Below are 26,036 nucleotides of genomic sequence, written 5' to 3' on the forward strand. Positions count from 1 at the left end.
TTTTATGTAAAGCGTGTGCGGTGAAGAGGCTGGATTGTCCGTTAAAAGTACATATCCAACATTAAGCGGAACGTTTAACAACGCAGGGCGCTAGCAATGGCGGTTGTCATTATCGATAGAGGGCTGGCCGTCCTTTACGTCATTTGAGCTTTATTCGCCTTTAAGGCTAATTTTGCCTACAAGAATATCTTTAAACATGACCCAGTCGCCCATTAGGCTGTAAAGCGGGTGCTTAAATGTTGCAGGGCGATTTTTCTCAAAGAAGAAATGACCTACCCAAGCGAAACCGTAACCTACTAGCGGAATAAACCACAGTAGCGACCAGCTAGCCATAAATACTGCAAGTGCTATAACGCCGAGAACCAGCCACGAGCCTATAAAATGAAGCATGCGGCATGTACTATCTCTATGTTCATTTAAATAAAACGGGTAAAACTCTTTGAATGAAGAAAAATGCGTGTCAGCGCTTGTTTGTGTAGACATAAAACCCTCTCGGCCATAAGCATGTATTTTATAGAAGTAGAGTGACTTAGTAGCAGTAGTTTACACTACGTTAACATTCTATTCTGAAATAGATTGTCGTGAATACGACAAAAAGAGAATGAGTTTTTCCAAACATGCGTGCTCACTGGCGCGGATCCAACAAAGTGGCGAATTAAGAGGCGCTTCCTAGTGCAAGGCGCGGTGAACAAAGATAGCCTACCTTAACCTTGTAATTTCAGGCCGTCTGCCCCATATTCCTCTCAATACAAGAAATTAAAGGCCTGCGTTATGGAACATCTCGTTGCGAATAGCCAAGCAACCATCGTAGATATTACGGTAGAAAACTTTCAACAAATCATCATTGAAGCGTCGCAAGATAAGCTGGTGCTAATCGATTTTTGGGCAGATTGGTGCGAGCCCTGTAAAGATCTTATGCCTATTTTGGAAAAGCTGGCGGGTGAATATAGTCAGCATCTGATTTTGGCCAAAGTTGATTGCGAAGCCCAGCAAGAAGTGGCTGCACAGTTTGGTATTAGAAGTCTGCCAACGGTGATGGTGGTGCAAAATGGTCAGCCTGTTGACGGCTTTGCTGGCGTACAGCCTGAGCAGCAAATTCGCGAAATGCTCGCTAAATATTTACCTAATCCTGAAGACGATTTACTTGCCACGGCTGGCAAAGCGATTCAGCAAGGTGATTATGCAGAGGCACTGCCCGCAGCTAAAGAAGCCCTAGCGCTTAACCCAGATAACGTAAACGCTAAATATATGCTTATTGATTGCTACGTTGAAACCGGTTCTATTGATACAGCTAAAGCTTTGCTTGAAGAGATTAAGCTGGTGGATCAAGACTCTCGCTATAAAAGTTTGGCAGGGAAAATTGAACTGGCAGAGCAAGCGGCAGACACCCCTGAAATTCGTCAGCTTCAAGCAGCGGTAGAGGCGAACCCAGACGACTTGCAGCTTAAAGTTGATTTAGCGGTACAGTTGCAGCAAGCGAACAAAGCACAAGATGCACTAGAACTTCTTTATAGTGTGTTAAAGAAAGAACTTGGGTTTGGCGATGCTAGAAAGCTAATGATGGATATGATGAATGCATTAGCCGACGGCGACCCACTTAAGTCGGAATACCGCCGTAAAGTATACAGTTTATTGTATTAAGCTTTAAAAGCGCTTTAAAAGTAGTTAAAGCGTGAAAACGGTCATTTTGACTTCAATAAATGGGGCGTGCGACTTTGTGCTGGTGAACAAAAAATTGTAACTATGCGCTTTTATTTTTCACCAGCGCATTGATAAACCCATTTACTAAGGCTGAACAATAGGGGAAAAACCTTCTTTGTGCAGCCAGTTTAGAGCTTGAAAGTACTTTTGAAAATATTCTCGTTCGTAGTTGCTAGTTTCAAACTCCCGTTGCTTAGAGGGGTGCGTTCTTTCTAACTGGGCTCGCCTTACCATGCCAGTCTCCAGCACATAAGCAGAGCGAGTTAATCCTCGCGAAATGTTCACCTTAATTGCCTCGGCTAACCGAGTTTGGCAATCTGGAGTAGATAACACCCAGCGGCGACCGTCCATTAGGGCAGCCCAAGGCTTATTGTCGAACTTAGCGATAAGTTCATGCATTTCTTCTATAAAAAACTCTGTCGTTTTCAGGTTCCACGCCCCGGTTGCAAACACCTCAAGTACGTTACCTGAGACATCCAATGAATAATTTCCGTATTTAGGAAAACGCATAAAATACCTTTAATGTTTGTCTGCGTGGAACAGACGGAGCTTGCTAACTCAGCTAACAAAAACATCTTGCCTCTTTAGGGTATAGCAGAGTTCTTAAAATTTGCTGTGATTGTGTTTATATAAGAAATATCACTAAGCACGTCGATTTGGGCAAAACAATTTACACTTAATTTGTAAATAAATGTTTTGTTGCAGGCGCAGAATCATGCGAAAAATAAAGAAGTCTGTTAGGGTTTACGCAGTTTTTATATTGGGCAATAGAGCATGGCATATCAGCATTTTTATACGGGTTTTCTTAATGCGAACAAAGGTAAACAGCATTATGCGTGTCACAGCCACTACTTTTGGCCCGACTGCACGCGTGATGCAATGCTCAACTACTGGGATGACAGCGCTAAGTATGTTGACGAAAAATGGGGATATTTCTTCCAAACTTTGGTGCCAGAGCTACAGCAGCGCATTAGCAACATACTGAACACTGGAGCACCACAGCAAATCGTTTTTGCGCCCAATACCCATGAGCTGCTTTATCGCGTAATGAGCTGCATCGATAGTGCTGCGCCTTATAAAGTAGTGTCGACAGACAGCGAGTTTCACAGTTTTCAGCGCCAAGCGAGTAGGATGCAAGAGCAGGGTGCGATAGAACTTATTACCGTACCTACTAAACCCTACGATACGTTTGCGTCGCGCTTTAAGGCCGCCATTGCCGAACACGATCCCAAGCTGGTTTTCTTTAGTCAGGTGTTTTTTAATTCCGGATACGTGGTGAACGATGTCACAGATATCGTAAATAGCGTAACTAACGACAATACCCTTATTGTGGTTGATGGCTATCACGGGTTTATGGCAAAACCTACCGATATAGCGAACATTGCCCACCGAGCCTTTTATCTTGCCGGTAGTTACAAATATGCTCAGGCAGGAGAGGGGGCATGTTTTGCGCACGTACCCGTGGGCTGTGAGCTAAGACCTGCTTACACAGGCTGGTTTGCAGAGTTTGGCGAGCTAGATAAGCCTCGCAAGGTTGGCGGCAAAGAGGGCGTTCAATATAGTCTAGATGGAATGCGCTTTGCTGGTGCGACCATGGATTTTACCGCGCTCTACAGATTAAGAGCCGTGCTTCGCATGTTCGACGACAATGGCATTGATGTAACCACAGTTAACGAATATATAATGGGCATGCAGCGCACATTTCTAGAGAAACTTGCTACCTGCAACCATCCCTTGCTAAACGAAAAACATCTAGCAGTAAGTGATGAAGCAAACCGAGGGCACTTCCTTACCTTTGAATTAGATAGTGCCGATGAAACAAAAGCCCTTGCTTCAGCGCTTAAAGAGCACCATATCCTTACCGATTTTAGAGGAAACCGTTTACGGTTTGGTTTTGGTCTGTACCACACCCCTGAGTACATTGATTTAACCGCACTGAATCAGAAAGCGTAAGTCGTTGCTTTAAACATACGTAAATATTAACGTCACACTTATTTAAGGATAGTTTTATGGAGTGGCTACTACCCGCTTTAGCGTTTGTACTTATTATAGAAGGAATAGGGCCGCTTCTTTTTCCTAATAAATGGCGCAATTATTTACTTCAGATAAGCCAACAGCCCAGCAATCAACTGCGTCAAATTGGCGGAACCCTTGTGATAATAGGCGCACTACTGCTGTTTTATTTCAGTTGAGTTAGCGCCCAGAACTAGACATTAAGTGGCGTAAAGCGGTGTGAAAACGGACCTCATCAAACACTGCCACGCGCTTTACCGTAATACATAGTACGAAAAGGAGCGCGACTTTACCGTTGACTGAAAAGTGTGCTCTTAAACCTGTATTCAACATTCAGAGGTATATTTTCAGCCCTTTGAATACCTCATTAGCTCTTAAGTACCGAATGCCCACGAATAATAGCAAAACGTTATATAAATGGGCGTAGTGCAGACTGCGGTAGACCGTCTGTTCAGCTTTCATACCAGGTAATGTTTAGAAAGCTTTAAAAATTAGCGTCTTAGAATGTTTGTGCTGGAAAATAAGAAGCCAAGCCTTATTTCAAAAAGGCTCGAGCGGCAGTGGGGCATCTTTGTGATTTCAAAAATAAAAATAAAATAGTCGTATTTTTGTTCGAAAAAAAGATGATCCTTGCCCTAGAATTTTGTAGAATCCCCGCCTAATTTTCTTACACATATGATTCATGGCAAAGAACGTTGTGGTACTCGGCACTCAATGGGGTGACGAGGGTAAAGGCAAGGTCGTAGACCTACTCACTGATCGCGCAAAATATGTTGTTCGTTACCAAGGCGGACACAATGCAGGTCACACTCTAGTAATCGACGGTGAAAAAACCGTACTTCACTTAATCCCATCAGGCATCCTACGCGATAATGTTACCTGTATTATTGGTAACGGTGTTGTGCTTAGCCCAGACGCACTAATGAAGGAAATGACTATGCTTGAAGAGCGTGGTGTTCCAGTGCGCGAGCGATTAAAGATTAGTGAAGCTTGTCCGCTTATTCTTCCTTATCACATTGCACTAGACGTAGCGCGCGAAAAAGCCCGCGGCGCAAAAGCAATTGGTACAACCGGTCGTGGTATCGGTCCAGCGTACGAAGATAAAGTAGCCCGTCGTGGATTACGCGTTGGCGATTTATTTAATGCTGAAGACTTCGCAGCAAAGCTGAAAGAAGTGTTAGACGTGCATAACTTCACGCTTACTCAGTACTATGGCGAAGAAGCAGTAGACTTTGATGAAACCTTAAAAGGTGCAATGGAAGTTGCTGACATTCTTAAAGCAATGGTTGTTGATGTAACTGACGAACTAGACAAAGCACACAATGCTGGCTTGCCTATTATGTTTGAAGGTGCACAAGGTACACTTCTAGACATCGATCACGGTACTTATCCTTATGTTACGTCGTCAAACACTACCGTTGGTGGTGTAGCAACGGGTGCTGGCTTTGGCCCACTTAAGCTAGATTACGTACTGGGTATTGTTAAAGCGTACACCACCCGTGTAGGCTCAGGTCCTTTCCCTACTGAACTAGAATGTGAAGTAGGCCAACACTTAGGTGTTAAAGGTCACGAGTTTGGCGCAACCACAGGCCGTAAGCGCCGTACAGGTTGGTTCGATGCAGTTGCGATGAAACGCGCAGTACAAATCAACTCTATTACAGGTTTCTGCTTAACTAAGCTTGACGTACTAGACGGCCTTGAAAGCCTTCAAATTTGTGTAGGCTATAAAGATGCAGACGGTAACGTGAAAGACGTTCCTCCTATGGCGGCTGACGGTTACGAGAAAGTAACGCCAGTATATGAAGAAATGCCAGGTTGGACAGACAACACCTTTGGTGTAACTGAATTTGAAGCGCTTCCACAAGCTGCGAAAAACTACATTAAGCGCCTTGAAGAGCTAACAGGTGTGCCGGTTGATATCGTTTCAACAGGCCCTGACAGAAACGAAACTATCGTTTTACGCAGCCCATACGACGCGTAATAGTTTCACATTAAATATGTTTAAAAGCCCAGTGTTCACTGGGCTTTTTTGTTTGTAATTTTTCGACCTTTTACTTTTATATAATCTTGTTATTGCTTCAACCTTAACTGTTTATACTTCTTAAGTGTAACGTCAGCCACTTGCACCTAAAATACGAGCTCGTTAAACATTAATTAACAATTTAGTTGCGTTGTCTTCGAACATCCCTATTAATATAAGGTAGTATCAGTTAATTATTACGCTGCTTGGCCCGGCAACAATCTTAAGATGAGCCATAGAATTGTTGCAGTGGGTGTTATGCTATCGGAGCCTTCTTATGCCAAATAGACCTTCTCTTCACGCGGTGGAAACTGGCGTGTGTTTCGTTGACGTTGTTCACAAGCTTAACGACAGTTTCGATACAGGGAAAACCCAGTCCCTGGAGTGGCGTAAAAGCCAGTTAAAGGCATTAGAAACTTTACTGAAAGACAACCAGCACGACATTTTACAGGCCCTTAAAAATGACTTGGGCAAATGTAAGACCGAAGCCATGGTGGCGGAACAAGGGTTTCTGCTTTCTGATATCAAGCATACGCTTAAGCACTTGGATAAATGGGCAAAGCCACGCAAAGTATCAACGCCCATGGTGGCATGGCCAGGGAGAAGCTTTCGCAAGCCTGAGCCGCTTGGCACTGTGCTTATTATCGGAGCGTGGAATTATCCGCTTCAGTTATTGCTTGCCCCTTATATCGCCGCTATTGCAGCGGGCAATTGTGCGGTATTGAAACCCTCTGAATTGGCTGAAGAAACCTCGTCGCTGGTGGCTAAGCTTATCCCTCAATATATGGATAATTCATGCGTTGCCGTAATAGAAGGCGGTAAAGATGAAGCGACGGCGCTACTTGCTTGCAAATGGGATCATATTTTTTACACCGGTGGTGAAGTGGTGGGCAATATTGTCATGAGCGCCGCGGCCAAACATTTAACGCCAGTAACCCTTGAACTTGGCGGTAAGAGTCCTTGCTTTGTTGATAAAAACACAAACCTTGCTGTAACCGCGCGCCGTTTAGTGTGGGGTAAATGGATGAATGCGGGCCAAACTTGTATTGCGCCTGACTATGTCATTGTTGAAAAGGGCTTTGAGCAAAAGCTTATTGATGCGGTTAAAAAAGAGCTGAAAAAGCAATACGGCAAAGCACCTTTATCGTCACGAGATTACGGCAATATCGTTAATCATCGTCACTTAAAGCGTCTTGAAAGTTATCTTGAAAACGTCAATGTGGTGTATGGAGGCGAGCTAGATGAATCTCGTCCAGCAATGGCGCCTACCCTTGTACTGGAGCCACCGCTAGATAGCCCGCTAATGAAAGAAGAGATCTTCGGCCCTATTCTACCTATTATCACTGTCGACAACATGGAGGCGGGCATTAAGTTTGTGAACAGCAGGCCTAAGCCACTCGCACTTTATGCATTTAGTGATAAGGACGATGTGCTTGATAATATTATCAGCAAAACCAGTTCAGGCAGTGTGTGTACTAACGACACTATGCTGTTTATGACTAACCCTGAGTTGCCGTTTGGTGGCGTAGGAAATAGCGGCATGGGTAGCTATCATGGCCAAGCAGGTTTTGATACATTCAGCCATATTAAAACGGTAATGAAACGTTCATTCGCCCTCGACGTGTTCTTCCGTTATGCGCCGTTTTCTAAGTTTAAGCTGTCGTTGCTTAAGAAGTTTTTATAACAGGAGTTTCCATGGTTCAACCTTTTCATCTTGCCATTCCGGTCACTAATTTAACCGACGCAGAAGCGTTCTACGGTGAGTTGTTGGGTTGTGAAAAGGGCCGCAGTGATACCCAGTGGATAGATTGGAACTTCTTCGGCCATCAATTAGTGACCCATTGTGTAGAGGCTATGCCGTCGCCGCCTGCCTATAACGGGGTAGACGATCATGCTGTGCCGGTGCCGCACTTTGGCGTTGTGCTAACCATGGACGATTGGCAAGCACTGGCAAGTAAATTAGAGGCTGCCGATACCGAGTTTGTTATCGCACCTTATATTCGTTTTAAAGGAAAGCCGGGCGAACAAGCCACTATGTTTTTCAAAGACCCTTTCGGCAACGCCTTAGAGTTCAAAGCGTTCGCCGATATTTCTCAGCTTTTCGCTTCATAATAATGGGGGCAGTTGCTCTTTGCCGTACATCAAAGAGCTGACTGATACTAGGCTAGCGCTTCTTCTTTTTTGGTTTGAAGCGCTTATATAAAAGCGCAACACCTGTAAGGGTGAACAAAAAGGCGCTGCCCGAAAAAGCAATTAACCACGGCGTGTTAAAGTTACTTCTGTCCTTATAATCCATTATGTGCAGCATCCACATAAAATCAAACAGCCGCCATGTGTCGGTACGTACGCGCAGAACACTGCCTGTGTTTGGGTCGATATAAAACCGCGAATTAAGGTCGTCATCGAAGTTTACCTGCCATAATGGCGCAGACAGGTTTTGCACTTCTTGAGGTAACACGCTTAATAGCTGGGTCTCACCAATATCGCCAGTACCTGCGTATTGCCCTTTTGCTGCTTTACGAATAGCGCTTTCTTGCATGGTTTGCAAAGCTTCACCTGTTAATGCGCTGTAGCGATAGGCAATGTTGTCATCCACGACATGATAAACAGGAATAGCATTGAGCGAGCCCGGTTCTGCGAGGCCTACTTCATTTATGCGATGGGTGAGTGATAGCACCGCAGTGCTGCTGTGGTTACGCAAAATATCAGAAGGAGTAACGGAAGCGCTGTGCCATGATGTGGTTACCCTGTTCCTTAAATGGTTCCCTCTTACTTCATCTATGGGTAACCAGGCCATAACCAAGCCGCTTAAAAACCATAGGCCTATTTGAATAAATAGAATTAAGCCCAAATAGTTGTGCGCCTTGCGCATAAATTTCATCATCAGGTTTTTTGGTTTTATTATCAAAAGGCTATAACATCAGAAAACAATAACCGAGTAAACCGAAGAAGAGGGTGGTTTTGAATAAAGCATTAGTGCTGGTAGACGTACAAAATGTGTATTACACCTGCCGTCAGGCGTACAAACGCAACTTTAATTACAACCAGTTTTGGCGTGAACTTACCTACAACTTGGATATAGCCCATGGTTTCGCATACGCCATAGACAGGGGTGACAGCAAGCAGCGTGAATTTCAAAACATTCTTCGTGCTATTGGATTTGAAGTAAAGTTAAAGCCTTTCATTCAACGTGCTGACGGCTCGGCGAAAGGTGACTGGGATGTAGGTATAACAGTAGATGCACTTGAACACGCCGACGATGTCGATGAGATCATTTTGGTGTCGGGCGACGGCGATTTCGATATTCTTGTAAACGCCCTTAAAGCAAAAGGGAAAACCGTAACTGTGTACGGTGTTCCTGCATTAACGGCTGAAAGTATTCAAAAAGCGGCGTCTAAGTACGTGCCTATCGACACCACGCTGTTGTTGTAGTTTTCAGCTTGTACTTTGTTCAAGGCTGAACTAATAACGCTGAGCCCCCAAAGCTCCACTAATGTGGCTCAGCTAACAGCCCTGTGCTGATAAGGCTGTACTAATATGGTTGTACTAGGCTCTTACCTCGTCCGCTTTTTTCAGATGCGGCTTCTACACCCTCTTTAGTGCGCTTAATTAAATGTACATCACCAAAGCGACGGTTATCTATGGTATAGCCCATTGCTTTAAGCTCATTTACCGTTGCCTCTGTAAACCCGTCGTGCATACGAATGGTGTCTTTGGGCAATAGCTGGTGATGAAAACGTGGTGAGTTCACGGCTTCTTCAGCGCTCATATCGTAAAGCAGGGCATTCAATAGCGACTGAGTGACTGACGAAATAATGGTAGTGCCGCCAGGAGAGCCTGTTACCAGAACCACTTGGTCGTCTTTAGTGACCAGCGTTGGCGTCATAGAAGACAGCATGCGCTTGTAAGGTTCAATAGCATTCGCCTCACCACCCACTGCGCCAAAGAAGTTAGGCACGCCAGGCTTGGCACTAAAATCGTCCATTTCATCATTCAACAAAAAGCCAGCGCCAGTCACAACAACACCGCTACCAAAAGTGAGGTTGATGGTCGTTGTATTGGCAACCGCGTTACCCCATCTGTCCATAATAGAGAAGTGTGTTGTATCTTCGCTTTCTTTTAAACCAGGCTTAACGCTTGGGGTATCAGAAATGCTGGTAGGCTGAATATCTGCTGCGCGTTGAGTGATATAGTTAGCGTCAGTGAGCGCTTTTACCGGAACACTAACAAAATCAGGATCGCCCATGTATTCAGCGCGATCGGCAAACACGCGCTTACCAATTTCTGACATAACGTGAATGTATTCAGTGCTGTTTTGCGCTGGCAAATCGTGCGTTGCGTCATAGGCTTCTAGCATGCCAATCCACTGGGCAACGGCAACACCACCAGAACTTGGAGGAGGTGCGGTCACCAGCTCATAACCTTGCCAGTTTAGGTGAAGAGGTTTGCGCCACACTGCTTTGTAAGCCAGTAAATCTTCATAGGTAATAAGGCCGCCGTTTTGCTGCATAAAATCAACAATATGCTTTGCTACATCGCCTTTATAAAAGCCATCCTTTCCCTGTTGCTGAATAGCTTTAAGCGTTTTCGCTAGCTCTGGCTGTTTGAAGGTAGTGCCTGCTTTAGCGTGTGCAAAATACTCGCTAAAATTGTTATTGATAGCTGCTTCTTTGGTACGTTCAATATAGTGATCAATGTTATTGGCCAGCTTCTCGTGAACCACAAAACCTTGCTCGGCCAAATCAACGGCTGGTGCGAGTAGACGCTCCCAATCCAATGTGCCGTATTTTTTGTGCGCGGCCCACATACCAGCAACGGTACCAGGAATGCCAGACGCTTTAGCCCCAAACAAAGACTCGTACGGTTTTACGTCACCTTGCTCGTCAAGATACATATCGCGATGCGCATTTTCAGGTGCCATTTCACGGTAATCTAAAAAGTCGGTGCTATCTTCAAACTTTATTGTCATAAAGCCGCCACCGCCTACGTTGCCCGCCTCAGGTAGAGTAACAGCCAAGACAAACTGTGCCGTAATAGCAGCATCAATTGCGTTACCACCTTCTTGGAGTACCTGCATTGCAGCATCGGCACTGTAGCTGTCAGGCATGGCAACGGCCTGTTGGCTAAGCCCTACTGTATTGTTGCTAGCACTATCAACAGGGGGATTTGGCGCATGGGAACACGCTGCCACTACTGAAATAAATGCCACTATTACCGAGATAAACCCGACGTTAGCTATCCGCTTTTTCATTACAAACTCCTTGTTACAGACATTGCTAAACCTTTGCGATTAGCAACTGACTTCCAGCAAACTTTAATCAACGGCATTAACCAAGCATGATCAAGCTTGCTACAAAATAGGCAATAAGCGTAAGTGCGCCCGCAAATAGTGCGTAGGGAAACTGAGTTTTAACGTGCGTTAATACGTCAGTACCTGCTGCTAGCGAAGATACGGCAGTAGTGTCGGAAATAGGCGAACAGTGATCACCAAATATGCCGCCCCCCAAAATAGCGCCAATGACCAGTGAAGGGGGTAACCCTAAACTTTGAATCAGCGGCACACCAATAGGAATTAGGATGGCGAATGTGCCCCATGACGTGCCTGTGGTAAACGACATGATCGCTCCGGCAACAAATAGCATGGGAACAATAAGCACTAAAGGAAGATACTCTCCCACTATGCCCGCGACAAACACGCCTGTTCCAAGCACCTTAAGGCTATTGCCTAAGGTTAACGAGAGTAACACTATGGTTACTAGAGGAAGTAGTTCACCCATCCCTTTAAAACCAATTTCTACCGCTTCCTTGTGGGTAAAACGCTTGTGGATTAAGAGCAGACCATAGGCAATGGCAGTGGCAAGAGCCGTAGCGTAAAGTACAGATTTGCTCCCGCTGCCTTCAGACAATACGCCATTACCTGTCCAGAACATGAAGCCAACCATGCTTAATACCATTATTATTAGCGGTACCAACATGAAACGAGCCTTGGTGGCAGGTTCCGTAGTTTGTTTAACCTCTGCATGCGTGAGTGCTTTTTCTTCCTCAGCCATGGGGCCATGCACTTTGTCAGCGGAAATAGTGTAGGCCACAATAAGTAAGGTGAAGATAGCGTAAAAGTTAAAAAATACGCTGCCCCATAAAATTGAGGCTGACGAAGCTGGTAGCTCGTATGCATCGAGCAGGCTGAGTATAAATGCTCCCCAGCCGTTCAATAAAATCAAAATACAAACGGGCGCGCTGGTGGAGTCGATGATGTAGGCTAAGCGCGCGCGGCTCATGCCGAAACGGTCAAACAGGCCTCGGGCGAATATGCCGGCAGTGAGCACACTTAAGTTTGATTCTATGAATACAGCGATGCCAGTGAACATGGTCAAGCCGCCAACTTGTTTGCGACTCTTCGCTACCCCTTTGTTTACTAGAAAGTTGACCGTTGCCGTTACTCCGCCAGAGTCACGTATAAATGCGAGCAACGCGCCCACTAGTACAGAGAAAATAAGCACCCGTGTATTGCCAGGACTCGCGGCGGTATCAACCACGCGCTCTATGGCATTAATGGGCGCCATATAGCTGCTAGCGATATCAGCATTTATCAAAATTAACGCTTCCGCGCACAAAACAGCCAGCGCTAATGCGAGTATGACTTCTTTTTTCCAAAAGACGACGGCAATAGCCACAAGAGGGGGGATGACTGACATCCAATCCATACTTCTTTCCAAACTTAAATTTATGTGTGCCTAGGACTTGTTGAGCTTTGATAAGTTACTACGCTCTACTTGCCCTATAGGTATGTCTATTTGCGTAAGAGAATGTGTGATTGCAGTTCAAAGTTGGCGAACATGCTTCTCTCATTTATGCTAGCGTACCGTATTGTGCTTCGTGTTACCAAGGATTAGATAAACATTGTTATTCCAGCAAGTTATTTGTAAAAAACGTGCTTCATTGATGGGCCTGAGCGCTATCTTGTCAGGCATACTCATTTTATTAAGTGCTTCACTGTTTACTGCTAGCGCAACCGCTCAATCTGGAAGTGCTAACGCTTCGAATAATCCTAAGCCCAGCGCTGATGCTGAAACAATTCGCGCTGTAAAAAACATGCTCGGGCAAAAAATCATTTTGGATTTTCGCTATTTCTGTGAAGACAATACGCCGTCTTCGCGCTGTCGTACGCCCATGACCGTAATTCCACCGTCACTTTTAAATGTGCTTAGTACGCACAACATCGGCGGTGTTATTTTGTTTTCAGAGAACATTCAAAATACCGAGCAGTTAATTACGCTCAATTACACCATGCAGCAGCATATGGTAAAAGCAGGTCGTCAGCCGTTGTTTATTGCTGTCGATCAAGAAGGGGGCAGAGTAGCAAGGTTGCCTTCAGACATGCTCTCGCCGTTTGCGGGTAACATGGCCATTGGCGCCACTTTTCATCAGCGAGGCAGCGCATTTGCGCAAAGTGTGGCATCGCATATTGGCCAAACGCTTTTACCGCTGGGAATAAACACCAATTTTGCGCCGTCGGTTGATGTAAATAGCGAGCCGAAGAACCCCGTTATTAACGTACGCAGCTTTTCGCAAAATCCAGAGCAGGTAGCCGCACTCGGGCAGACATTTGTCAGTGCTATGCAAAGTACAGGTGTAATGAGTGCTATCAAACATTTTCCAGGCCATGGTGATACCCATGTAGATAGCCACAGTGGCTTGCCGCAAGTAACGCATAGCAAAGCGCAAGCTATGGCGGGTGACATCCTTCCTTTTGCGAATATCATTAATAGTGCAACGCCTCCTGCAATGGTAATGAGTGCACACATTCAGTACCCGTCTTTAGACGATACGACAATTATTGATAAGCATGGTAAGTCACAAATAGTTCCTGCTACTTTGTCGAAGAGAATACTAAGCAATTTGCTTCGCAACCAATTAGGATATCAAGGCCTTATCGTTACTGACGCGTTAGACATGGCAGGTATTACTCAGTTTTTCTCCCATGAAGAAGCATTAGTCAGTGCATTCAGCGCAGGTGCTGACATTGCGCTTATGCCGTTCACCATAAGAACCCAAGACGACATAAAAAAGTTCGCGTTACTTTTGGATAATGCAGCAAGTCGAATGTCAGAAAGCGCTTTCTTGAAAGCGTCTCATAATCGTATTATTAAGGCAAAACAGCGCTTTGCTTTGCAAAGTTTTATTTCCAAGCCCATGTCATGGTGGCTCAATGAAGCGAAAGAAAATGCTTCAATGAATAACCCTAACAGTTTGAAAAACAGAGGAATTCAAATTGAGAAAGCGCTTTCTAAATCGTCAGTATCTGTACTCTTCGGGAAGGATGAGTTGCCAATAACTTCAAATCGCTGGTTGGCGCTTATGCCAGACGCAGCAAGATGTTTAGCATTTGAAGCCGCGCTTACACGCGCACGTTCCAACTTCAACAATAAGACTCTTGAGTTTGCGTGTTTGCCGTTAACTGCGTTACCTAAAACCCAATTAGCAATGAATCTACTAAAACAAGCTGACGTGCTAGTGGTTGGTAATATTAGTCCGCTACATGCTAACTATGAATTAGGAGGAGTCGATTTACCTGAGCATGTGAAACGACGCGCAAGCGAGACTGAGGTGATGGCATTTAGCAAAAAAATAATGGTTGCTGCGAAAGCACAGAATAAAACCGTGGTCTTTGCTCCACTGCGCATGCCATATAAAGCGCATGACGTGAAAGAGCTAGCCGATGTTGCTATTGCTACATTTAGTTATGCGGTGAACATTACACAGCAAAGTGACAAAGAAAATCAGCACGTTACGAGCTATAGTCTTAATGCATTGGTTGATGTATTACTTGGTAGCGCGCTCGCTGAGGGACGTTCACCTGTTTCGTTGAAATAGGTGGCCACGCGAAAGCAGAGACCAAAACCAAAGATATTGCCCATTTAAGTGCGAACAAAGAGCCAAGCCAAAAGCCATTTCAAAAGCCATTTCAAAAGCCATTTTAAAAGGAGTTATCGTGAATACAACAAATACATCAGGTGCTACGCAAACTTCATTAGTCGATACGGCATTAAGTGCGTTGTTCCCTTTTGTTCCGCTTCTTGTCGCTATTGTATTGGTAATAAGTGCGCTCATCGCACTGCACTACCTTCTGCTAGCCAAGCAGAGCCATCTTACTAGTGAGCAGAAGTTACCTCGCCAAGTTGGAATGTTGGTACTTACTATCATTGGCGCTGTTGTAATTGCAATGACGCTCCCTGTAAGTGAGAGTACTAGAAATCAGGTTATTGCACTTATCGGCGTACTTATATCAGGTGTGATTGCCTTTTCTTCTACCACCATGGTAGGGAATTTGATGGCGGGGATCGTACTTCGTGTAAATCGTCCGTTTAAAGTGGGTGACTTTATCAAGGTAGAAGGCTACAGCGGTCGCGTTACCGAAATGGGCTTGCTCGATGTGGAAATTCAGACTGAGAGCAGAGAGCTTATTGCCTTTGCCAATACGCTGATGGTGAATTCGCCCGTTTCTGTGACCAGAGCGTCTGGCGCAATTGTTAGTGTGGATATCAGCTTAGGTTACGATATTCATCACAGCATTATTGAAAAGCACTTACTTGTTGCAGCTGAAAATGCTCAGCTGTTAGAGCCATTTGTACAAGTAGTTGGGTTAGGCGACTTTTCAGTAAGTTATCGCATTTCAGGTCTACTAACCGAAGTAAAGAGTTTGCTGAGCGCGCGTTCAAGACTTCACAAAGCCGTACTCGACGCTTTGCATAATGCCGATATTGAAATTGTTTCTCCTAGCTTTATGAATCAACGCCCCCAACCTGACGGCTTGAAAATGATAGCTAAATCGCCTGGACACACTAAACAAGAAGAAGCATCTCCTGAAGACGTTATTTTTGACAAAGCTGAAGAGGCCGAGCAAAAAGAAAAAAGTAAAGAAACGCTGATGCAGACGATCGCCGATATTGATGCAAAAATCGCTGAGAGTGACGGCGAAAACAGAGATGAGCTTAAACATCAAAAAGCCACCGCTGAAGCTCAGCTCGCAGCTTTGGTAAAAACAAAAAATGAAGAAGGTTAGTTTTTACTAACTTTTTTAGCTTCCATTAAATCTGGGGCTATGCGGGTGTGAGTATTTACTTACACATTATGTGGTAAGTTTAGTATCGCTAACACTTCCTCCACATTTACCTTGATAAGATACCTCAAATCCTCAAGGGTAAAGGCGTTTATCTGTACATCAATCCGTGTCTTCGTAAAGCAGGTATGCTTTTCGTTTTTCTCTAAATTTGCTTAAATCTTTCTGCCAACTTTGGCGAATTTCTGCAGGCGTTTTACCGGCTTGAATTTGATATCGTAGCGCATCGTTACCCGCTAATTTGTCGAAGAAATCTGGGCGAGTAAAGAAGGTTTCTTCAGAGGCATCACTGGCGCTGATCACCTTGTTATATTCAGAAAAGCGAGAATAGGCATCTATCAATGTAGCGATATCTAAGCCACTAATTGGTGAGCGCTTGTGAGTTGTTTGCTTAGAGTCAGAGCCTTCCAAGATCGTAGGATCAGCATAAGAAAAGACATGTGCACTTAGCAGAGTATTTTCATGTTTAGGGTGGGGCGCTGCATTATTTGTATTTACCGGTATCTTGGTTTTACCAAATTCAACAAACGGGTGGCCAATAAGTTGGAAGGGAAAGTCAGTGCCGCGACCTATACTCACGTCGGTGCCCTCAAAAAAACACAGCGTTGGGTAAAGGCGTATCGATAAATCGTTTGGCAGGTTAGGGCTAGGCGCTACGGGCAATGAATAATGTGCAGTGCGTTGATAGTCCTGCACCGGGACAACGGTAAGCTGAGCGTTGTCATAACTGCTCGCGTCAATATCTAACCACTGTTCCCCCACAATCATTTGAGCAAGTTCGCCCAAGGTCATACCGTGTAAGACGGGAATAGGATGCATGCCAATGAACGACGAAAATTCAGATTGAAGTACTGGGCCGTCAACATAACGGCCGTTAGGATTTGGCCTATCTAACACGATAACGTCGATATTACGCGCAAAGGCCGCCTCCAACACATAGTGCAAGGTGCTTAAATAGGTATAAAAGCGTACGCCTACATCCTGAATATCGAAAACAATCACATCGATGCCATCCAACATGTCGGGGGTAGGCTTTTTGGTTGCGCCGTAAAGGGAGTGAATAGGTATACCGGTTTTAGCATCAATATTGCTATCTACTTTTTCGCCGGCGCCTTTGTCTCCTCTAAATCCGTGCTCCGGCGACATAATACTTACAACATTAACACTGCGTTGAAGAAGGGCATCAAGCAGATGCTGATTGCGCTGGCTTGTCTTTATCTTATTTTTTTGTGCAGCCAAGCTGTTGCTCGATTCGCGCTCTTCAGGCTCAACTTTGCTAGAAGGCAAAGCGCTGTGGCTCGAAACCAACGCGCTTTGGTTTACCACCAAACTAACCCGTTTACCTGCTAGCAAGGGCAGGTATTTCGAATAGCGTTCAGCGCCTACAGTAAACTGCTTGGTGCTTGATACGGGCTGCTTAGTCCCTAGCGCAGGTTGCTTGTTTATTAATGTTGAGTGATTCGCAGGGCCATCAGTATCACTTGTATATACATGTGTAGATAAGCTTTGTTGTGCACAGCCGTTAAGCGATAAGCTAATTAATGCTAGAGAAAGTACAGCAATGAATGCGCTTGACGTTAGGCGTCTGAATACCTTGCTCAATGTGACCGAAGTTAAAACCTTCATAGCATTAGTTTACCGTGGTTATTCGCTTTTATTCACGGCGGAACGTAAATACCCACCGCTAGCATCTAATTGAGCGGTGGCCTGCTCGGCAGATTGCCCGGTTAATACCATTAAAATAGCAACTTTAGCTTTGTTATTACACGCACCAAGCGCTGCTATAGCAGCATTTTCACTGCAGTCCGTAGCCTGCATAACAATGCGAAGCGCACGGGCTTTTAGTTTTTCGTTAGTGGCATTCACATCTACCATTAAGTTTTGATAGGTTTTCCCCAGCTTAATCATTGTGCTGGTGCTAATCATATTAAGAATTAGCTTTTGCGCCGTACCCGACTTCATGCGCGTACTGCCAGTAAGTGCCTCAGGGCCAACAACTGGGCATATAGCTACATCAGCATGGGTAAAAATAGCGGCGTTAGGGCTACATGCAATAGCGCCGGTAAAGCAGCCAAGCGAACGGGCATATTCCAGTGCGCCACTTACATAGGGTGTACGACCGCTTGCCGAAATACCAATAACGGTATCGTTGTGGTTTAAGGACAGCGCTACAAGATCAGCACGCCCCGCGTCGACGTCATCTTCTGCACCTTCTACGGCGTGCTGAATGGCTTTTTCACCGCCAGCTATCACGCCAACAACCAGTTCATCAGGCACGCTAAACGTTGGGCGGCACTCCACCGCATCAAGTATGCCCAGCCTGCCGCTGGTCCCCGCGCCTATATAAACGAGCCTGCCACCATTTCTAATGCTAGTGGTTGCAGCATCCACCGCTTTTCCGATTTGCGGAATTTGCGAGGTAACTGCGTTTGCCACTTTCGCGTCTTCATTGTTAATGCGGGCAAGAATGCCTTCGGTGCTTAGCGTGTCTATATCGAGGGTGTCTGGGTTTCTGCCTTCTGACACAATTTTATTCAGTGACTGGGCTAATTCGTTAACGGTGGGTTTATTACCTGCCGCTTGATTGTCAGTACTGACTGTATTTTCAATACTGGCGTTGGCGGATGATTCTGAAGTAGAAGAATTGTGCGAAGACATTGAAAACCTTGGGGCAACGAAATTGTAATAATGAGCTAGCGCAAAGCATAACGGTATTTTATGCCATAAGAAACCTTGCGTTAGATGGTACGTTTTTCATTATTAATCCTGCGCAGCTAATACGCTTCTCGTGGTACACTGTGGCTTTCGATATTCTTTCTCATTAAACATTTAAGGAACGTGTTTTTCTGTGAGCCGACAAACGCAAGCTATCATTCATGCTGATGCCCTTTTACATAATTTTAAAGCCCTTGCTGCTTTAGCGCCCTCAAGTCAGTCTATGGCGGTAGTAAAGGCCGATGCTTATGGTCATGGAGCAGTAAATGTAGCGCGCATTCTTCAGCATGTTTCTTCGCGTTTTGCCGTAGCAATAATTGAAGAAGCCATTGCGCTTCGCGACGCGGGAATTTCTGCGCCTATTGTGGTGTTAGAAGGGGCACATCAGGCAAAAGAGTGCCAAATGGCATTTCAGCATAACTGTATATTAGTTATGCACTGCGAAGAACAGCTTACGTGGTTAGAAAGCTGCCCCGAACAGCAGCGCCCGCATATTTGGCTTAAAGTGGATAGCGGCATGCACCGGTTGGGATTTGCCCTTTCCGATATCGAAGGGATTGCTGCTAAGTACAATCATTTACTTAGCGAGCAAACGGTTATTGCTACGCACTTTGCGTGCGCTGACGATGTAGATAATAACTTTACCAACACGCAAATCGATGCGTTCAATCAAGTAGCGAGTAAATTGGACTTGCCAACCAGCGTGGCTAATTCTCCCGCCACGGTAAACTGGCCTGCAAGTCGAAATGCTTGGAACCGTTTAGGTGTGGGGGTTTATGGCGGTGCCGTTTCTACCTCACAAAATCTCGACATTGAAATCTACCCTGCCATGACACTTCGCTCCAGTGTATTAGCGGTACGAACCATACCGGCAGGCGAGGGAATTGGTTATGGTCAAACCTGGGTAGCAAGTAAGCCCAGCAAAATTGCAACCGTAGGCATTGGTTATGCCGATGGCTATCCAAGACACTGCAAAAACGGTACGCCGGTAATGATTAGAGGTAAACGCGCCTATTTAGCTGGCCGCGTTTCTATGGACATGATCACAATCGATGTAACTCATATCGACAACGTCGCGGTGGGCGATGAAGTTGAACTCTGGGGGCAGAATGTGCCAATTCAGGAAGTTGCGGCTAATGCTGACACTATCGACTACGAATTAATGACCCGCGTTTCTCAACGGGTGCCGCGCATTGTAAAATACCTTTAACTTTCAAAGCAGTGCCAATTTGGCTAGACTTCATATAAGTTTTAATAAAGCACTATTCATTAAAAGAATGAGACTTTTACCCCCATTTTGAGCCTATACTGTATCGGCTTGGTTGCGGGATTGCGGTGAATGTTTCGCCTCCAACTGTGCTGAGCAACAACTCATAAGTGAGGTTTGTATGCGTACTTCGTTTTCTCGTCCAAGAGTGAACCGTGGAGTAGTAAGTCGACCGTCAAGACCTGTTCAGAAGAAGCAATAGGTTTGTTGTAGGCGTCTAGGAATACAAATAAAAGATACAAGAAAGCCCGATTAGGTTGTGCCTAACCGGGCTTTTTATTTGTTGCCCTAATCATCGCTGCTGTCTCTTTTTGAGGGGAGTAACAGCGAAAATTTATGACCGAATGGCAAAGACTGGCTGAGTAAATTTAGCCGTTTTGTGCGCGAAGCTCGCTGTCTAAGCACTGTTCTAGGCTGTTTTCAGCACGATTTTCCATGTGATTGGTATCGGCATTGTTTGACTCAGCGTTTGCCTTTTTTGATTCAGATTCGCCTTGCACTGGGAAGTAACGCTCTGGTCTATGGTTAAGCGAAATAACCATGTTCAAACAAAATGCCGCTAAAATTGAAATTAGCACTAAAGGCCAAGCGATGAAAAACAGAGCACTAAGTAATATACAGCTATCTACGGTCAGCTGGAATGTACCGGCTCTAATATTGAAACGCTGTTGTAAGTAGAACGCCATAATACCAATGCCACCAAGGCTTGAGCTATGACGAAACATCATCAGCATACCTACACCAATTAGAATACCGCCAAATACCGCCGCGAAAAATGGATTTACGTGGCTAATATCCACAAACGCTGGAATTTGCTCAGTCAGTACAGAAACCGTGGTGACGGATATAAAGGTGTTAATGGTGAAACGCTTGCTAATTTGCGTCCAAGCTAGGGTGTAAAACGGTAAGTTAATCAGAAAGAATAGCAAGCCGAAGTCCATATCTACGGCATAAGTACCTAACAGTGCTAAGCCTGCCGCGCCACCTACCATTAAGTCTTGAGACTGAAATAAATATACGCCAAAAGCAACAAACAAGCCGGCGCTTATCAGGGCGAAAACATCCTCGATGACACTGTGTTTTGTTTTTTGCATAAGAAAAAGTTTGCGTTAAGAAGACACAGCGTAATTATACGTTTACAACACAGTAGGTTACAGCGAGATGAAAAGTTAACTCGGTGCGATAAATGGCGGAAGGTAAGTTTGCCTTTACGACTTTTAGCGCACCGGTGAATAGGGTGTTGCGTCGATGTAAACGTTGCACCAACCTGGTTCACATAAATCGCAAAAAGTAGAGGAAACTTCTAGGGAGTCTGATTACTCAACAATAGAGAATACAACGGTATCTTGCTTATTAAACTCTACACTGCATTTCATAATGCCTAAGTGTAGAGGGCTATATGCTTCGATTTTGCTGCCATTTGCAACAAACTCTGTATCCCATAACAATAAGTTTGCAGTATCTAGCTGGCGTTCGACACTTTTTTTCGATACGCCAGGCGTAAAGTTATCGCAGAGAATTATGACTTCGCGCCTTGCTTCTATCCAATAAAACGTCGTAGTGATCAACAGTGCTATTGCCGCTATTGCAACAACATCAGCAATAATGGAACGCTTCATGGCCTGCACGTGCTACTTCTCCTCTACTTCCTTACACTATTCATTTAAAACCTTGCCGCAAAAAATATCGCAACGACAAGGCGCACTTATATAAAGTGCAATTAGGTCGTTTGGATCAAATCCCACTTATTGCCAAACTTATCTCTAAAGATGGCTACCGTACCATACACTTCTTCCCGAGGGGTTTCTAAAAATGCCACCCCTTTGCTTTGCATGGCATTGAAGTCGCGCCAGAAGTCGTCAGTATTCAAAATTAAAAATACTTTATCGGCGGCTTGGCTGCCAATGAGTGCCATTTCTGTGTCATTTTTTGCTTGCGCCAACAACAAGCTCGTAGCACTGTGTGGTGGGGTTACCAGAACAAAACGCGAGTTTTCGCCGGTTACTTTGTCTTCGGTTAAGGTAAAGTTTAAAACCGTGGAGAAGTATTCAATGGCACTGTCGTAGTCGTCTACAAAAAAAGTAATGGCCGAGAGGTTTTGCGTCATAAATCAGGATCACTTTGAAAGTTAAGCTAAGTTAGCTGCGCATACTACCTAAAAGCTGACTGAGCTGAAATGCGGGTTGTCAGTTATTGCGTGAAGTTGAGCGATTTCATTAAGCGCAATATTTTGCGTGGTTTTGTCGATGGACATTTGAATACACTCTGTGGCCACGTCGTTGCGTTTATCGATAATTGTGGTCAGTGCTGTACCGTTTATCGTATTCCCGTCTTTTAATACTACGCTCACCTCAAGCCCATACATGCAGGCAATTTCGATGTAGTCGTAAAGCTGGCACGCTATGTTCACATATTCCCCTATTCGCTGTTCAAGTGGCGACCAATTAGTAGAGTAGACCTAACGTTCACAGCAAAACTTTCCGCATTTACCGCGCATACATAGCGCTTCACTTCACAGAAGTCTGACCTTAACAAATGATCTTTTTTTAAGGTTTGCTCAGTATTGTTAGTACTGAAGGATTTATTTTGGTGCGCGATACACCTAAGCGCTTGAACGCCCCTCATGTTTCTTAGAGGCATTTTTTAGCAAAGGGTTCCCGCCAAAAATTCAATACAGGAACAGTAATGAACAAGCTACTATCCGCATTTTCTTTAGTTTCAATAGCCTCGTGCACCTCAAGCTTCGCAAATGCCGACGAACTTCCCTTTAATTTAAGCGGTCATGTTAGGGTTAACTACGGGCATCAAGACTGGCAAATTCCCGAGTTTAGAGATGGTTTCGAATTTGAATCATTCAAACTTGGCGTGTCGGGTGAGTCAGATCAATTTAGCTATAAAGCCGAATATCGATGGTATGAAAATACCGACTTCGACACAGTAAGGTTCGCCGACCTGACTTATCATTTCGATGAGCAAACCGAAATTACAGCAGGTATAACCCAAACACCGTTTGGTTTGCAGCCCTTTGCCAGTAACAACTTTTGGTTCTCGGTAAATTATTATCTTGGCTTCGAAGATGATTACGATGCTGGGGTGAAAATAAACCACGATTGGGGCAACTGGGATTTTCAAGCCGCCTATTTTATGAACGACGAGTACAACGATGCCGCTGAGTTTGGGCGCTATTCGTTCGACGTGGCGGACGACGGTGAATATCGAAATAAAGAAGACGGCCAATACAATTTACGTGCTAACTACACGGCAAACTTTATTCGCGGAGGCACTACCGATATTGGCGTGTCTTACCAATACGGCAACATCTTAAACCTGGATACCCTGGACGATGGCGATATGAATGCCTATGCCGTGCATATGCGCCATACCCAAGGCGACCTAAAAGTCGAACTGCAGTATATCGATTATGAATACGATTTGGCTGCACCAGAAGGGCAAGCAGACGATCGCATAGCGCTATCCTCTTTCACCTTCCCGTTCTTAGCCGCGGCCGACGGTAAAACCTATTCAGCAAACCTTGTGTACTCTGTGCCTTATAAGTTTACTCACATAGAATCACTTACTTGTTACTCAGAGTACAGCGTGGCAAAAGGTGAAGGAAGCGAAGGGAAAAACTCGTCGCAGTGGATAAACGGCTGTAGCTTTGGCTGGGATAAATTGTTTGTATATGTAGATAGTATCCAAGGCAAAAACATGTGGTTTTCAGGTGGCCCGGGCGTGGGACTCGACTTAGGTGGCAGACAAGAAACTACTCACCGTTTGAACATAAACCTTGGTATTTACTTCTAATCACTCACAGGACTTTGACATGCGAACATTACTTATAGCGACATTTTTATTAGCGCTAATTCCGATGCAAAGTTTTGCCCATTCATGGATGAAACTACGCATAGCCACCACAGAGTATGCCCCTTATACGTCAACTGACATGCAGCACGACGGTTATATCAATCACATTATCGCTGATGCGTTTTTAGAAACGGGCGTTGTGGTTGAGTTTGTATCTTTACCTTGGGAAGAAGCGCTTGAAGCAACGCTAAAAGGCGAATACGACGCCATCTCATACGGCAATTTTGTGCGCGCCCGGGAAAGTGAGTTTTTCCACAGTAACCCTATTAGTGCGGAAAGCTTGGTGTTTTATGTTAATGCTGAAAAGGGCCCTGATACTTGGGCTGAATTAAGCGACTTAAAAGACCTAAAGATGGGCGTAACAGAAGGGTACTTATATAACGATGAACTTGCCGCTTACATTAAAAGCAGCAGTAATGTTGTGGAAAGTGCCACAGACAAAGACAATTTACAGGCGCTGATTGACGGTAAAATTGACGTTTTTCCCATTGATGAGCTAACAGGATGGTACTTGCTTCAGCGTGATTTCGATAGTGGCGACCGCAGAGATGTGATGCCCATTAAGCCGTTTATCTCAACTGTAACCACGCATCTGTTAGTGCCTAAAGGCGAAAGTGACAGTCAGCTTATTCTGTCGCTATTTAATAAAGGGTTAGAAGAGTTAACGCTGGACGGAAAACTGACCCGCTTTAAACGCCTTCTAAAAGAAGGCTACTATCAGCATCCGCAGAAAAAAGTGAATTTTGACAGACGCTAGCTGGCGTTTCAGGCCTAAGGGGCTATACAAAACCCCGCTGGCTAAACGCCAAAGGCATAATAAATTAAACTAAAAGGGCAGTGCGATAATAAAAATAATCTATATACTTCAGTGCACATGATACTGATGTAATGGTTATTTCCTAATGCGCAGCCCTTTATTTGTGCGACTTTACGGGCGTGGTCGTTTTCGCTCGCTGTTGAGCACATGCCTTCTGCTAATACTCGTTGTTGTTTGCCCGTTAGCCAACGCGTCGAGTGATGAAATAGCCTTTGATGTCTCTGGCTCGCTTAGAGTGCGCTACGAGTCGTTGAATAACCCTATATTTCCAACATCTTCAGCTGCACGAGAACAAAGTAATCAGCGTCTTTCAACACGCTTTATCGTGAATTCTACGGTAAGTTATCAAAACCTCGCGGCAACGATCGAAATTCGTGACTCGCGAGTGTTTCTGGATGAAAACGATCCAACGCTAACGGCCAATCAGGTTAATACACTAGAGCCTACACAGTTCTTTATCACCTACAAACCCGAACGAGCATCTGACTTATACGAAGTGTCTGCGGTAAAGGTAGGGCGTATGGAGCTCGACTACGGCAGTCGCAGGCTATTGGCCAAAACAGCCTATCGCAATGCCACCAATAGCTATGATGGAATTGTGGTAGAAGCAAGAGTTGCAGATTGGCAAGTACACGGCGTGTACGTGCTGCCGGTATCTCGCTTTCCTTCTGACAATGAAAGTCTGGATGGGAACGAACGCGCGTTCGACAAAAGCTTTAGCGAACGAAAATTCTTTGGTGTGTACGCTGCGTCAAAAGACAACAACGTCAAGCTGCAAAGCTACTGGTTAAAAGAAGACGATAGTGAAGCGCTTGCCACCAAAAAACGTGATCTGTACACATTGAGTGTAGACTATACCCAGCCTTTCGATAATGGCCTAATAACAAATATAGAGGTGGTGGGGCAAACGGGAACTTCTTATCAAACCGCATCTGCGAACGATACAAACGAGAAAGACGTTCGTGCATATATGCTATTTGGTTATGTTGGGAAACAGATTACAGACAACACCTTTCTTAGAGCTGAAGTTGACTATATCAGTGGCGACAACGACACAAGCGATGACACAATCTCTGACTTTGATACCTTATACGGCGTGCGACGTTTTGATTTCGGACCTACTGATGTATATCAGGCTATGCCACGTAGAAACCTAAAAGCAGTGGGGCTTCGAAGCGTGTCTAAGCCAGCAAAAGCGCACAATATTATGCTTGGTTACAAAGCCATGTGGTACCAAAAAGCACCTCAAGACGTGGACAGTTTCATTGGCCATCAAGTGGAAGCTCGCTGGCGTTATCAAGTGCGACCCGAGTTGCGATTAGTGCTAGGTGGAGCCTACCTCAAAAAAGGAGGGGGTTTTGCGCGTGGAGATTACAGCGACAACAGCGCCTTTTTATTCACTGGCGCTTTGTATACCTTTTAAAGTCTCCGGCTAAATAGCCCGCGTAAACTGGGTACAGCTGCTTACACCACAAGCCTTGCAGATGAGCGCGTACTCTCTTTTCTGTTTATTATATTA

At 44.9% G+C, this 26,036-nt stretch carries 24 protein-coding genes; 13 read left to right on the plus strand and 11 right to left on the minus strand.

The features are described 5' to 3' along the window. Positions 1-150: 150 nt before the first annotated feature. A complete protein-coding gene (locus F0261_RS12175) occupies positions 151-483 on the minus strand; it encodes a DUF962 domain-containing protein (protein ID WP_171338073.1) in 333 nt (110 codons plus the stop codon). 288 nt (positions 484-771) lie between these two features. On the opposite strand from F0261_RS12175, the gene trxA reads away from it, so the two are divergent. Beyond that, entirely contained in the window at positions 772-1,641 is an 870-nt protein-coding gene (gene trxA / locus F0261_RS12180; protein ID WP_171338074.1) for a thioredoxin, read from the plus strand. A gap of 144 nt (positions 1,642-1,785) precedes the next feature. On the opposite strand, the gene F0261_RS12185 is transcribed toward trxA, so the two are convergent. After that, positions 1,786-2,211 carry a hypothetical protein gene (locus F0261_RS12185; RefSeq protein WP_039219334.1) on the minus strand — a complete coding sequence of 142 codons (426 nt, stop codon included), beginning with the start codon at positions 2,209-2,211 and terminating at the stop codon, positions 1,786-1,788. A gap of 264 nt (positions 2,212-2,475) precedes the next feature. On the opposite strand from F0261_RS12185, the gene F0261_RS12190 reads away from it, so the two are divergent. The 5 genes from F0261_RS12190 (at position 2,476) to F0261_RS12210 (ending at position 7,846) form a co-directional block, all read left to right on the plus strand. Next, positions 2,476-3,654 (plus strand): aminotransferase class V-fold PLP-dependent enzyme, encoded by a 1,179-nt coding sequence (locus F0261_RS12190; RefSeq protein WP_171338075.1) that lies wholly within the window; start codon positions 2,476-2,478, stop codon positions 3,652-3,654. Positions 3,655-3,710: 56 nt separating this feature from the next. Beyond that, positions 3,711-3,893 carry a DUF2065 domain-containing protein gene (locus F0261_RS12195; RefSeq protein ID WP_039219340.1) on the plus strand — a complete coding sequence of 61 codons (183 nt, stop codon included), beginning with the start codon at positions 3,711-3,713 and terminating at the stop codon, positions 3,891-3,893. A 503-nt stretch (positions 3,894-4,396) separates the two neighbouring features. Next, positions 4,397-5,695 (plus strand): adenylosuccinate synthase, encoded by a 1,299-nt coding sequence (locus F0261_RS12200; RefSeq protein WP_014948109.1) that lies wholly within the window; start codon positions 4,397-4,399, stop codon positions 5,693-5,695. A gap of 316 nt (positions 5,696-6,011) precedes the next feature. Then, positions 6,012-7,418, plus strand: a complete 1,407-nt coding sequence (locus F0261_RS12205) for an aldehyde dehydrogenase family protein (RefSeq protein ID WP_171338076.1) — start codon at positions 6,012-6,014, stop codon at positions 7,416-7,418. A gap of 11 nt (positions 7,419-7,429) precedes the next feature. Continuing rightward, complete coding sequence (locus tag F0261_RS12210; RefSeq protein WP_049588357.1) at positions 7,430-7,846, plus strand: VOC family protein; 417 nt, start codon at positions 7,430-7,432, stop codon at positions 7,844-7,846. Between the two features lie 52 nt (positions 7,847-7,898). Here the strand turns inward: F0261_RS12210 and F0261_RS12215 are convergent, their stop codons facing one another. After that, positions 7,899-8,618, minus strand: a complete 720-nt coding sequence (locus tag F0261_RS12215) for a PepSY domain-containing protein (RefSeq protein WP_253819407.1) — start codon at positions 8,616-8,618, stop codon at positions 7,899-7,901. A gap of 77 nt (positions 8,619-8,695) precedes the next feature. Between F0261_RS12215 and F0261_RS12220 the strand changes: the two genes are divergently transcribed. Continuing rightward, positions 8,696-9,166 carry an NYN domain-containing protein gene (locus F0261_RS12220; protein WP_171338077.1) on the plus strand — a complete coding sequence of 157 codons (471 nt, stop codon included), beginning with the start codon at positions 8,696-8,698 and terminating at the stop codon, positions 9,164-9,166. Positions 9,167-9,266: 100 nt separating this feature from the next. Here F0261_RS12220 and ggt read toward each other — a convergent pair whose 3' ends face one another. Together ggt and F0261_RS12230 are read right to left on the minus strand one after the other, a co-directional pair. After that, entirely contained in the window at positions 9,267-10,985 is a 1,719-nt protein-coding gene (ggt, locus tag F0261_RS12225; protein WP_171338078.1) for a gamma-glutamyltransferase, read from the minus strand. Positions 10,986-11,061: 76 nt separating this feature from the next. Continuing rightward, positions 11,062-12,438 carry a Na+/H+ antiporter NhaC family protein gene (locus tag F0261_RS12230; RefSeq protein ID WP_039219347.1) on the minus strand — a complete coding sequence of 459 codons (1,377 nt, stop codon included), beginning with the start codon at positions 12,436-12,438 and terminating at the stop codon, positions 11,062-11,064. A 196-nt stretch (positions 12,439-12,634) separates the two neighbouring features. Here F0261_RS12230 and F0261_RS12235 point away from each other — a divergent pair, with 196 nt between their 5' ends. After that, on the plus strand, positions 12,635-14,608 hold the full coding sequence (locus F0261_RS12235; protein ID WP_171338079.1) for a glycoside hydrolase family 3 N-terminal domain-containing protein: 1,974 nt from the start codon (positions 12,635-12,637) through the stop codon (positions 14,606-14,608). A 118-nt stretch (positions 14,609-14,726) separates the two neighbouring features. Beyond that, entirely contained in the window at positions 14,727-15,797 is a 1,071-nt protein-coding gene (locus tag F0261_RS12240) for a mechanosensitive ion channel domain-containing protein (protein WP_171338080.1), read from the plus strand. A 159-nt stretch (positions 15,798-15,956) separates the two neighbouring features. Here the strand turns inward: F0261_RS12240 and F0261_RS12245 are convergent, their stop codons facing one another. Continuing rightward, positions 15,957-17,480 carry an exo-beta-N-acetylmuramidase NamZ domain-containing protein gene (locus tag F0261_RS12245; RefSeq protein ID WP_171338081.1) on the minus strand — a complete coding sequence of 508 codons (1,524 nt, stop codon included), beginning with the start codon at positions 17,478-17,480 and terminating at the stop codon, positions 15,957-15,959. Between the two features lie 18 nt (positions 17,481-17,498). Beyond that, positions 17,499-18,512, minus strand: a complete 1,014-nt coding sequence (gene murQ / locus F0261_RS12250) for an N-acetylmuramic acid 6-phosphate etherase (protein ID WP_084081806.1) — start codon at positions 18,510-18,512, stop codon at positions 17,499-17,501. A gap of 190 nt (positions 18,513-18,702) precedes the next feature. On the opposite strand from murQ, the gene alr reads away from it, so the two are divergent. After that, complete coding sequence (alr, locus tag F0261_RS12255; RefSeq protein ID WP_039225023.1) at positions 18,703-19,779, plus strand: alanine racemase; 1,077 nt, start codon at positions 18,703-18,705, stop codon at positions 19,777-19,779. A gap of 425 nt (positions 19,780-20,204) precedes the next feature. Here the strand turns inward: alr and F0261_RS12260 are convergent, their stop codons facing one another. The 4 genes from F0261_RS12260 to F0261_RS12275 all read right to left on the minus strand — a co-directional run bounded on the left by F0261_RS12260 (position 20,205) and on the right by F0261_RS12275 (position 22,246). Continuing rightward, positions 20,205-20,930 carry a YitT family protein gene (locus tag F0261_RS12260; RefSeq protein WP_014978197.1) on the minus strand — a complete coding sequence of 242 codons (726 nt, stop codon included), beginning with the start codon at positions 20,928-20,930 and terminating at the stop codon, positions 20,205-20,207. A gap of 222 nt (positions 20,931-21,152) precedes the next feature. Beyond that, positions 21,153-21,464, minus strand: a complete 312-nt coding sequence (locus F0261_RS12265) for a hypothetical protein (RefSeq protein ID WP_014948122.1) — start codon at positions 21,462-21,464, stop codon at positions 21,153-21,155. Positions 21,465-21,556: 92 nt separating this feature from the next. Continuing rightward, positions 21,557-21,943, minus strand: a complete 387-nt coding sequence (locus F0261_RS12270; protein ID WP_014978198.1) for a VOC family protein — start codon at positions 21,941-21,943, stop codon at positions 21,557-21,559. 48 nt (positions 21,944-21,991) lie between these two features. After that, entirely contained in the window at positions 21,992-22,246 is a 255-nt protein-coding gene (locus tag F0261_RS12275) for a Rho-binding antiterminator (RefSeq protein ID WP_014978199.1), read from the minus strand. 275 nt (positions 22,247-22,521) lie between these two features. Here F0261_RS12275 and F0261_RS12280 point away from each other — a divergent pair, with 275 nt between their 5' ends. From F0261_RS12280 to F0261_RS12290, 3 genes are all read left to right on the plus strand, one after another. Then, positions 22,522-23,640, plus strand: a complete 1,119-nt coding sequence (locus F0261_RS12280) for a porin (RefSeq protein ID WP_014975544.1) — start codon at positions 22,522-22,524, stop codon at positions 23,638-23,640. 19 nt (positions 23,641-23,659) lie between these two features. Next, positions 23,660-24,457 (plus strand): ABC transporter substrate-binding protein, encoded by a 798-nt coding sequence (locus F0261_RS12285; protein ID WP_171338082.1) that lies wholly within the window; start codon positions 23,660-23,662, stop codon positions 24,455-24,457. A gap of 145 nt (positions 24,458-24,602) precedes the next feature. Continuing rightward, a complete protein-coding gene (locus F0261_RS12290) occupies positions 24,603-25,940 on the plus strand; it encodes an alginate export family protein (protein WP_171338083.1) in 1,338 nt (445 codons plus the stop codon). The last annotated feature ends 96 nt before the right edge of the window (positions 25,941-26,036 follow it).

Source organism: Alteromonas sp. 07-89-2 (assembly GCF_013113925.1).
GTDB classification, from domain to species: Bacteria; Pseudomonadota; Gammaproteobacteria; order Enterobacterales; family Alteromonadaceae; genus Alteromonas; species Alteromonas macleodii.

Excerpts from the sequence above, each read along its gene's own strand:
- F0261_RS12175 (WP_171338073.1), bottom strand. The coding sequence starts at position 483 with ATGTCTACACAAACAAGCGCTGACACGCATTTTTCTTCATTCAAAGAG.
- trxA (WP_171338074.1), top strand. The coding sequence starts at position 772 with ATGGAACATCTCGTTGCGAATAGCCAAGCAACCATCGTAGATATTACG.
- F0261_RS12185 (WP_039219334.1), bottom strand. The coding sequence starts at position 2,211 with ATGCGTTTTCCTAAATACGGAAATTATTCATTGGATGTCTCAGGTAAC.
- F0261_RS12190 (WP_171338075.1), top strand. The coding sequence starts at position 2,476 with ATGGCATATCAGCATTTTTATACGGGTTTTCTTAATGCGAACAAAGGT.
- F0261_RS12195 (WP_039219340.1), top strand. The coding sequence starts at position 3,711 with ATGGAGTGGCTACTACCCGCTTTAGCGTTTGTACTTATTATAGAAGGA.
- F0261_RS12200 (WP_014948109.1), top strand. The coding sequence starts at position 4,397 with ATGGCAAAGAACGTTGTGGTACTCGGCACTCAATGGGGTGACGAGGGT.
- F0261_RS12205 (WP_171338076.1), top strand. The coding sequence starts at position 6,012 with ATGCCAAATAGACCTTCTCTTCACGCGGTGGAAACTGGCGTGTGTTTC.
- F0261_RS12210 (WP_049588357.1), top strand. The coding sequence starts at position 7,430 with ATGGTTCAACCTTTTCATCTTGCCATTCCGGTCACTAATTTAACCGAC.
- F0261_RS12215 (WP_253819407.1), bottom strand. The coding sequence starts at position 8,618 with ATGATGAAATTTATGCGCAAGGCGCACAACTATTTGGGCTTAATTCTA.
- ggt (WP_171338078.1), bottom strand. The coding sequence starts at position 10,985 with ATGAAAAAGCGGATAGCTAACGTCGGGTTTATCTCGGTAATAGTGGCA.
- F0261_RS12230 (WP_039219347.1), bottom strand. The coding sequence starts at position 12,438 with ATGGATTGGATGTCAGTCATCCCCCCTCTTGTGGCTATTGCCGTCGTC.
- F0261_RS12245 (WP_171338081.1), bottom strand. The coding sequence starts at position 17,480 with ATGAAGGTTTTAACTTCGGTCACATTGAGCAAGGTATTCAGACGCCTA.
- murQ (WP_084081806.1), bottom strand. The coding sequence starts at position 18,512 with ATGTCTTCGCACAATTCTTCTACTTCAGAATCATCCGCCAACGCCAGT.
- F0261_RS12260 (WP_014978197.1), bottom strand. The coding sequence starts at position 20,930 with ATGCAAAAAACAAAACACAGTGTCATCGAGGATGTTTTCGCCCTGATA.
- F0261_RS12270 (WP_014978198.1), bottom strand. The coding sequence starts at position 21,943 with ATGACGCAAAACCTCTCGGCCATTACTTTTTTTGTAGACGACTACGAC.
- F0261_RS12280 (WP_014975544.1), top strand. The coding sequence starts at position 22,522 with ATGAACAAGCTACTATCCGCATTTTCTTTAGTTTCAATAGCCTCGTGC.
- F0261_RS12285 (WP_171338082.1), top strand. The coding sequence starts at position 23,660 with ATGCGAACATTACTTATAGCGACATTTTTATTAGCGCTAATTCCGATG.
- F0261_RS12290 (WP_171338083.1), top strand. The coding sequence starts at position 24,603 with ATGCGCAGCCCTTTATTTGTGCGACTTTACGGGCGTGGTCGTTTTCGC.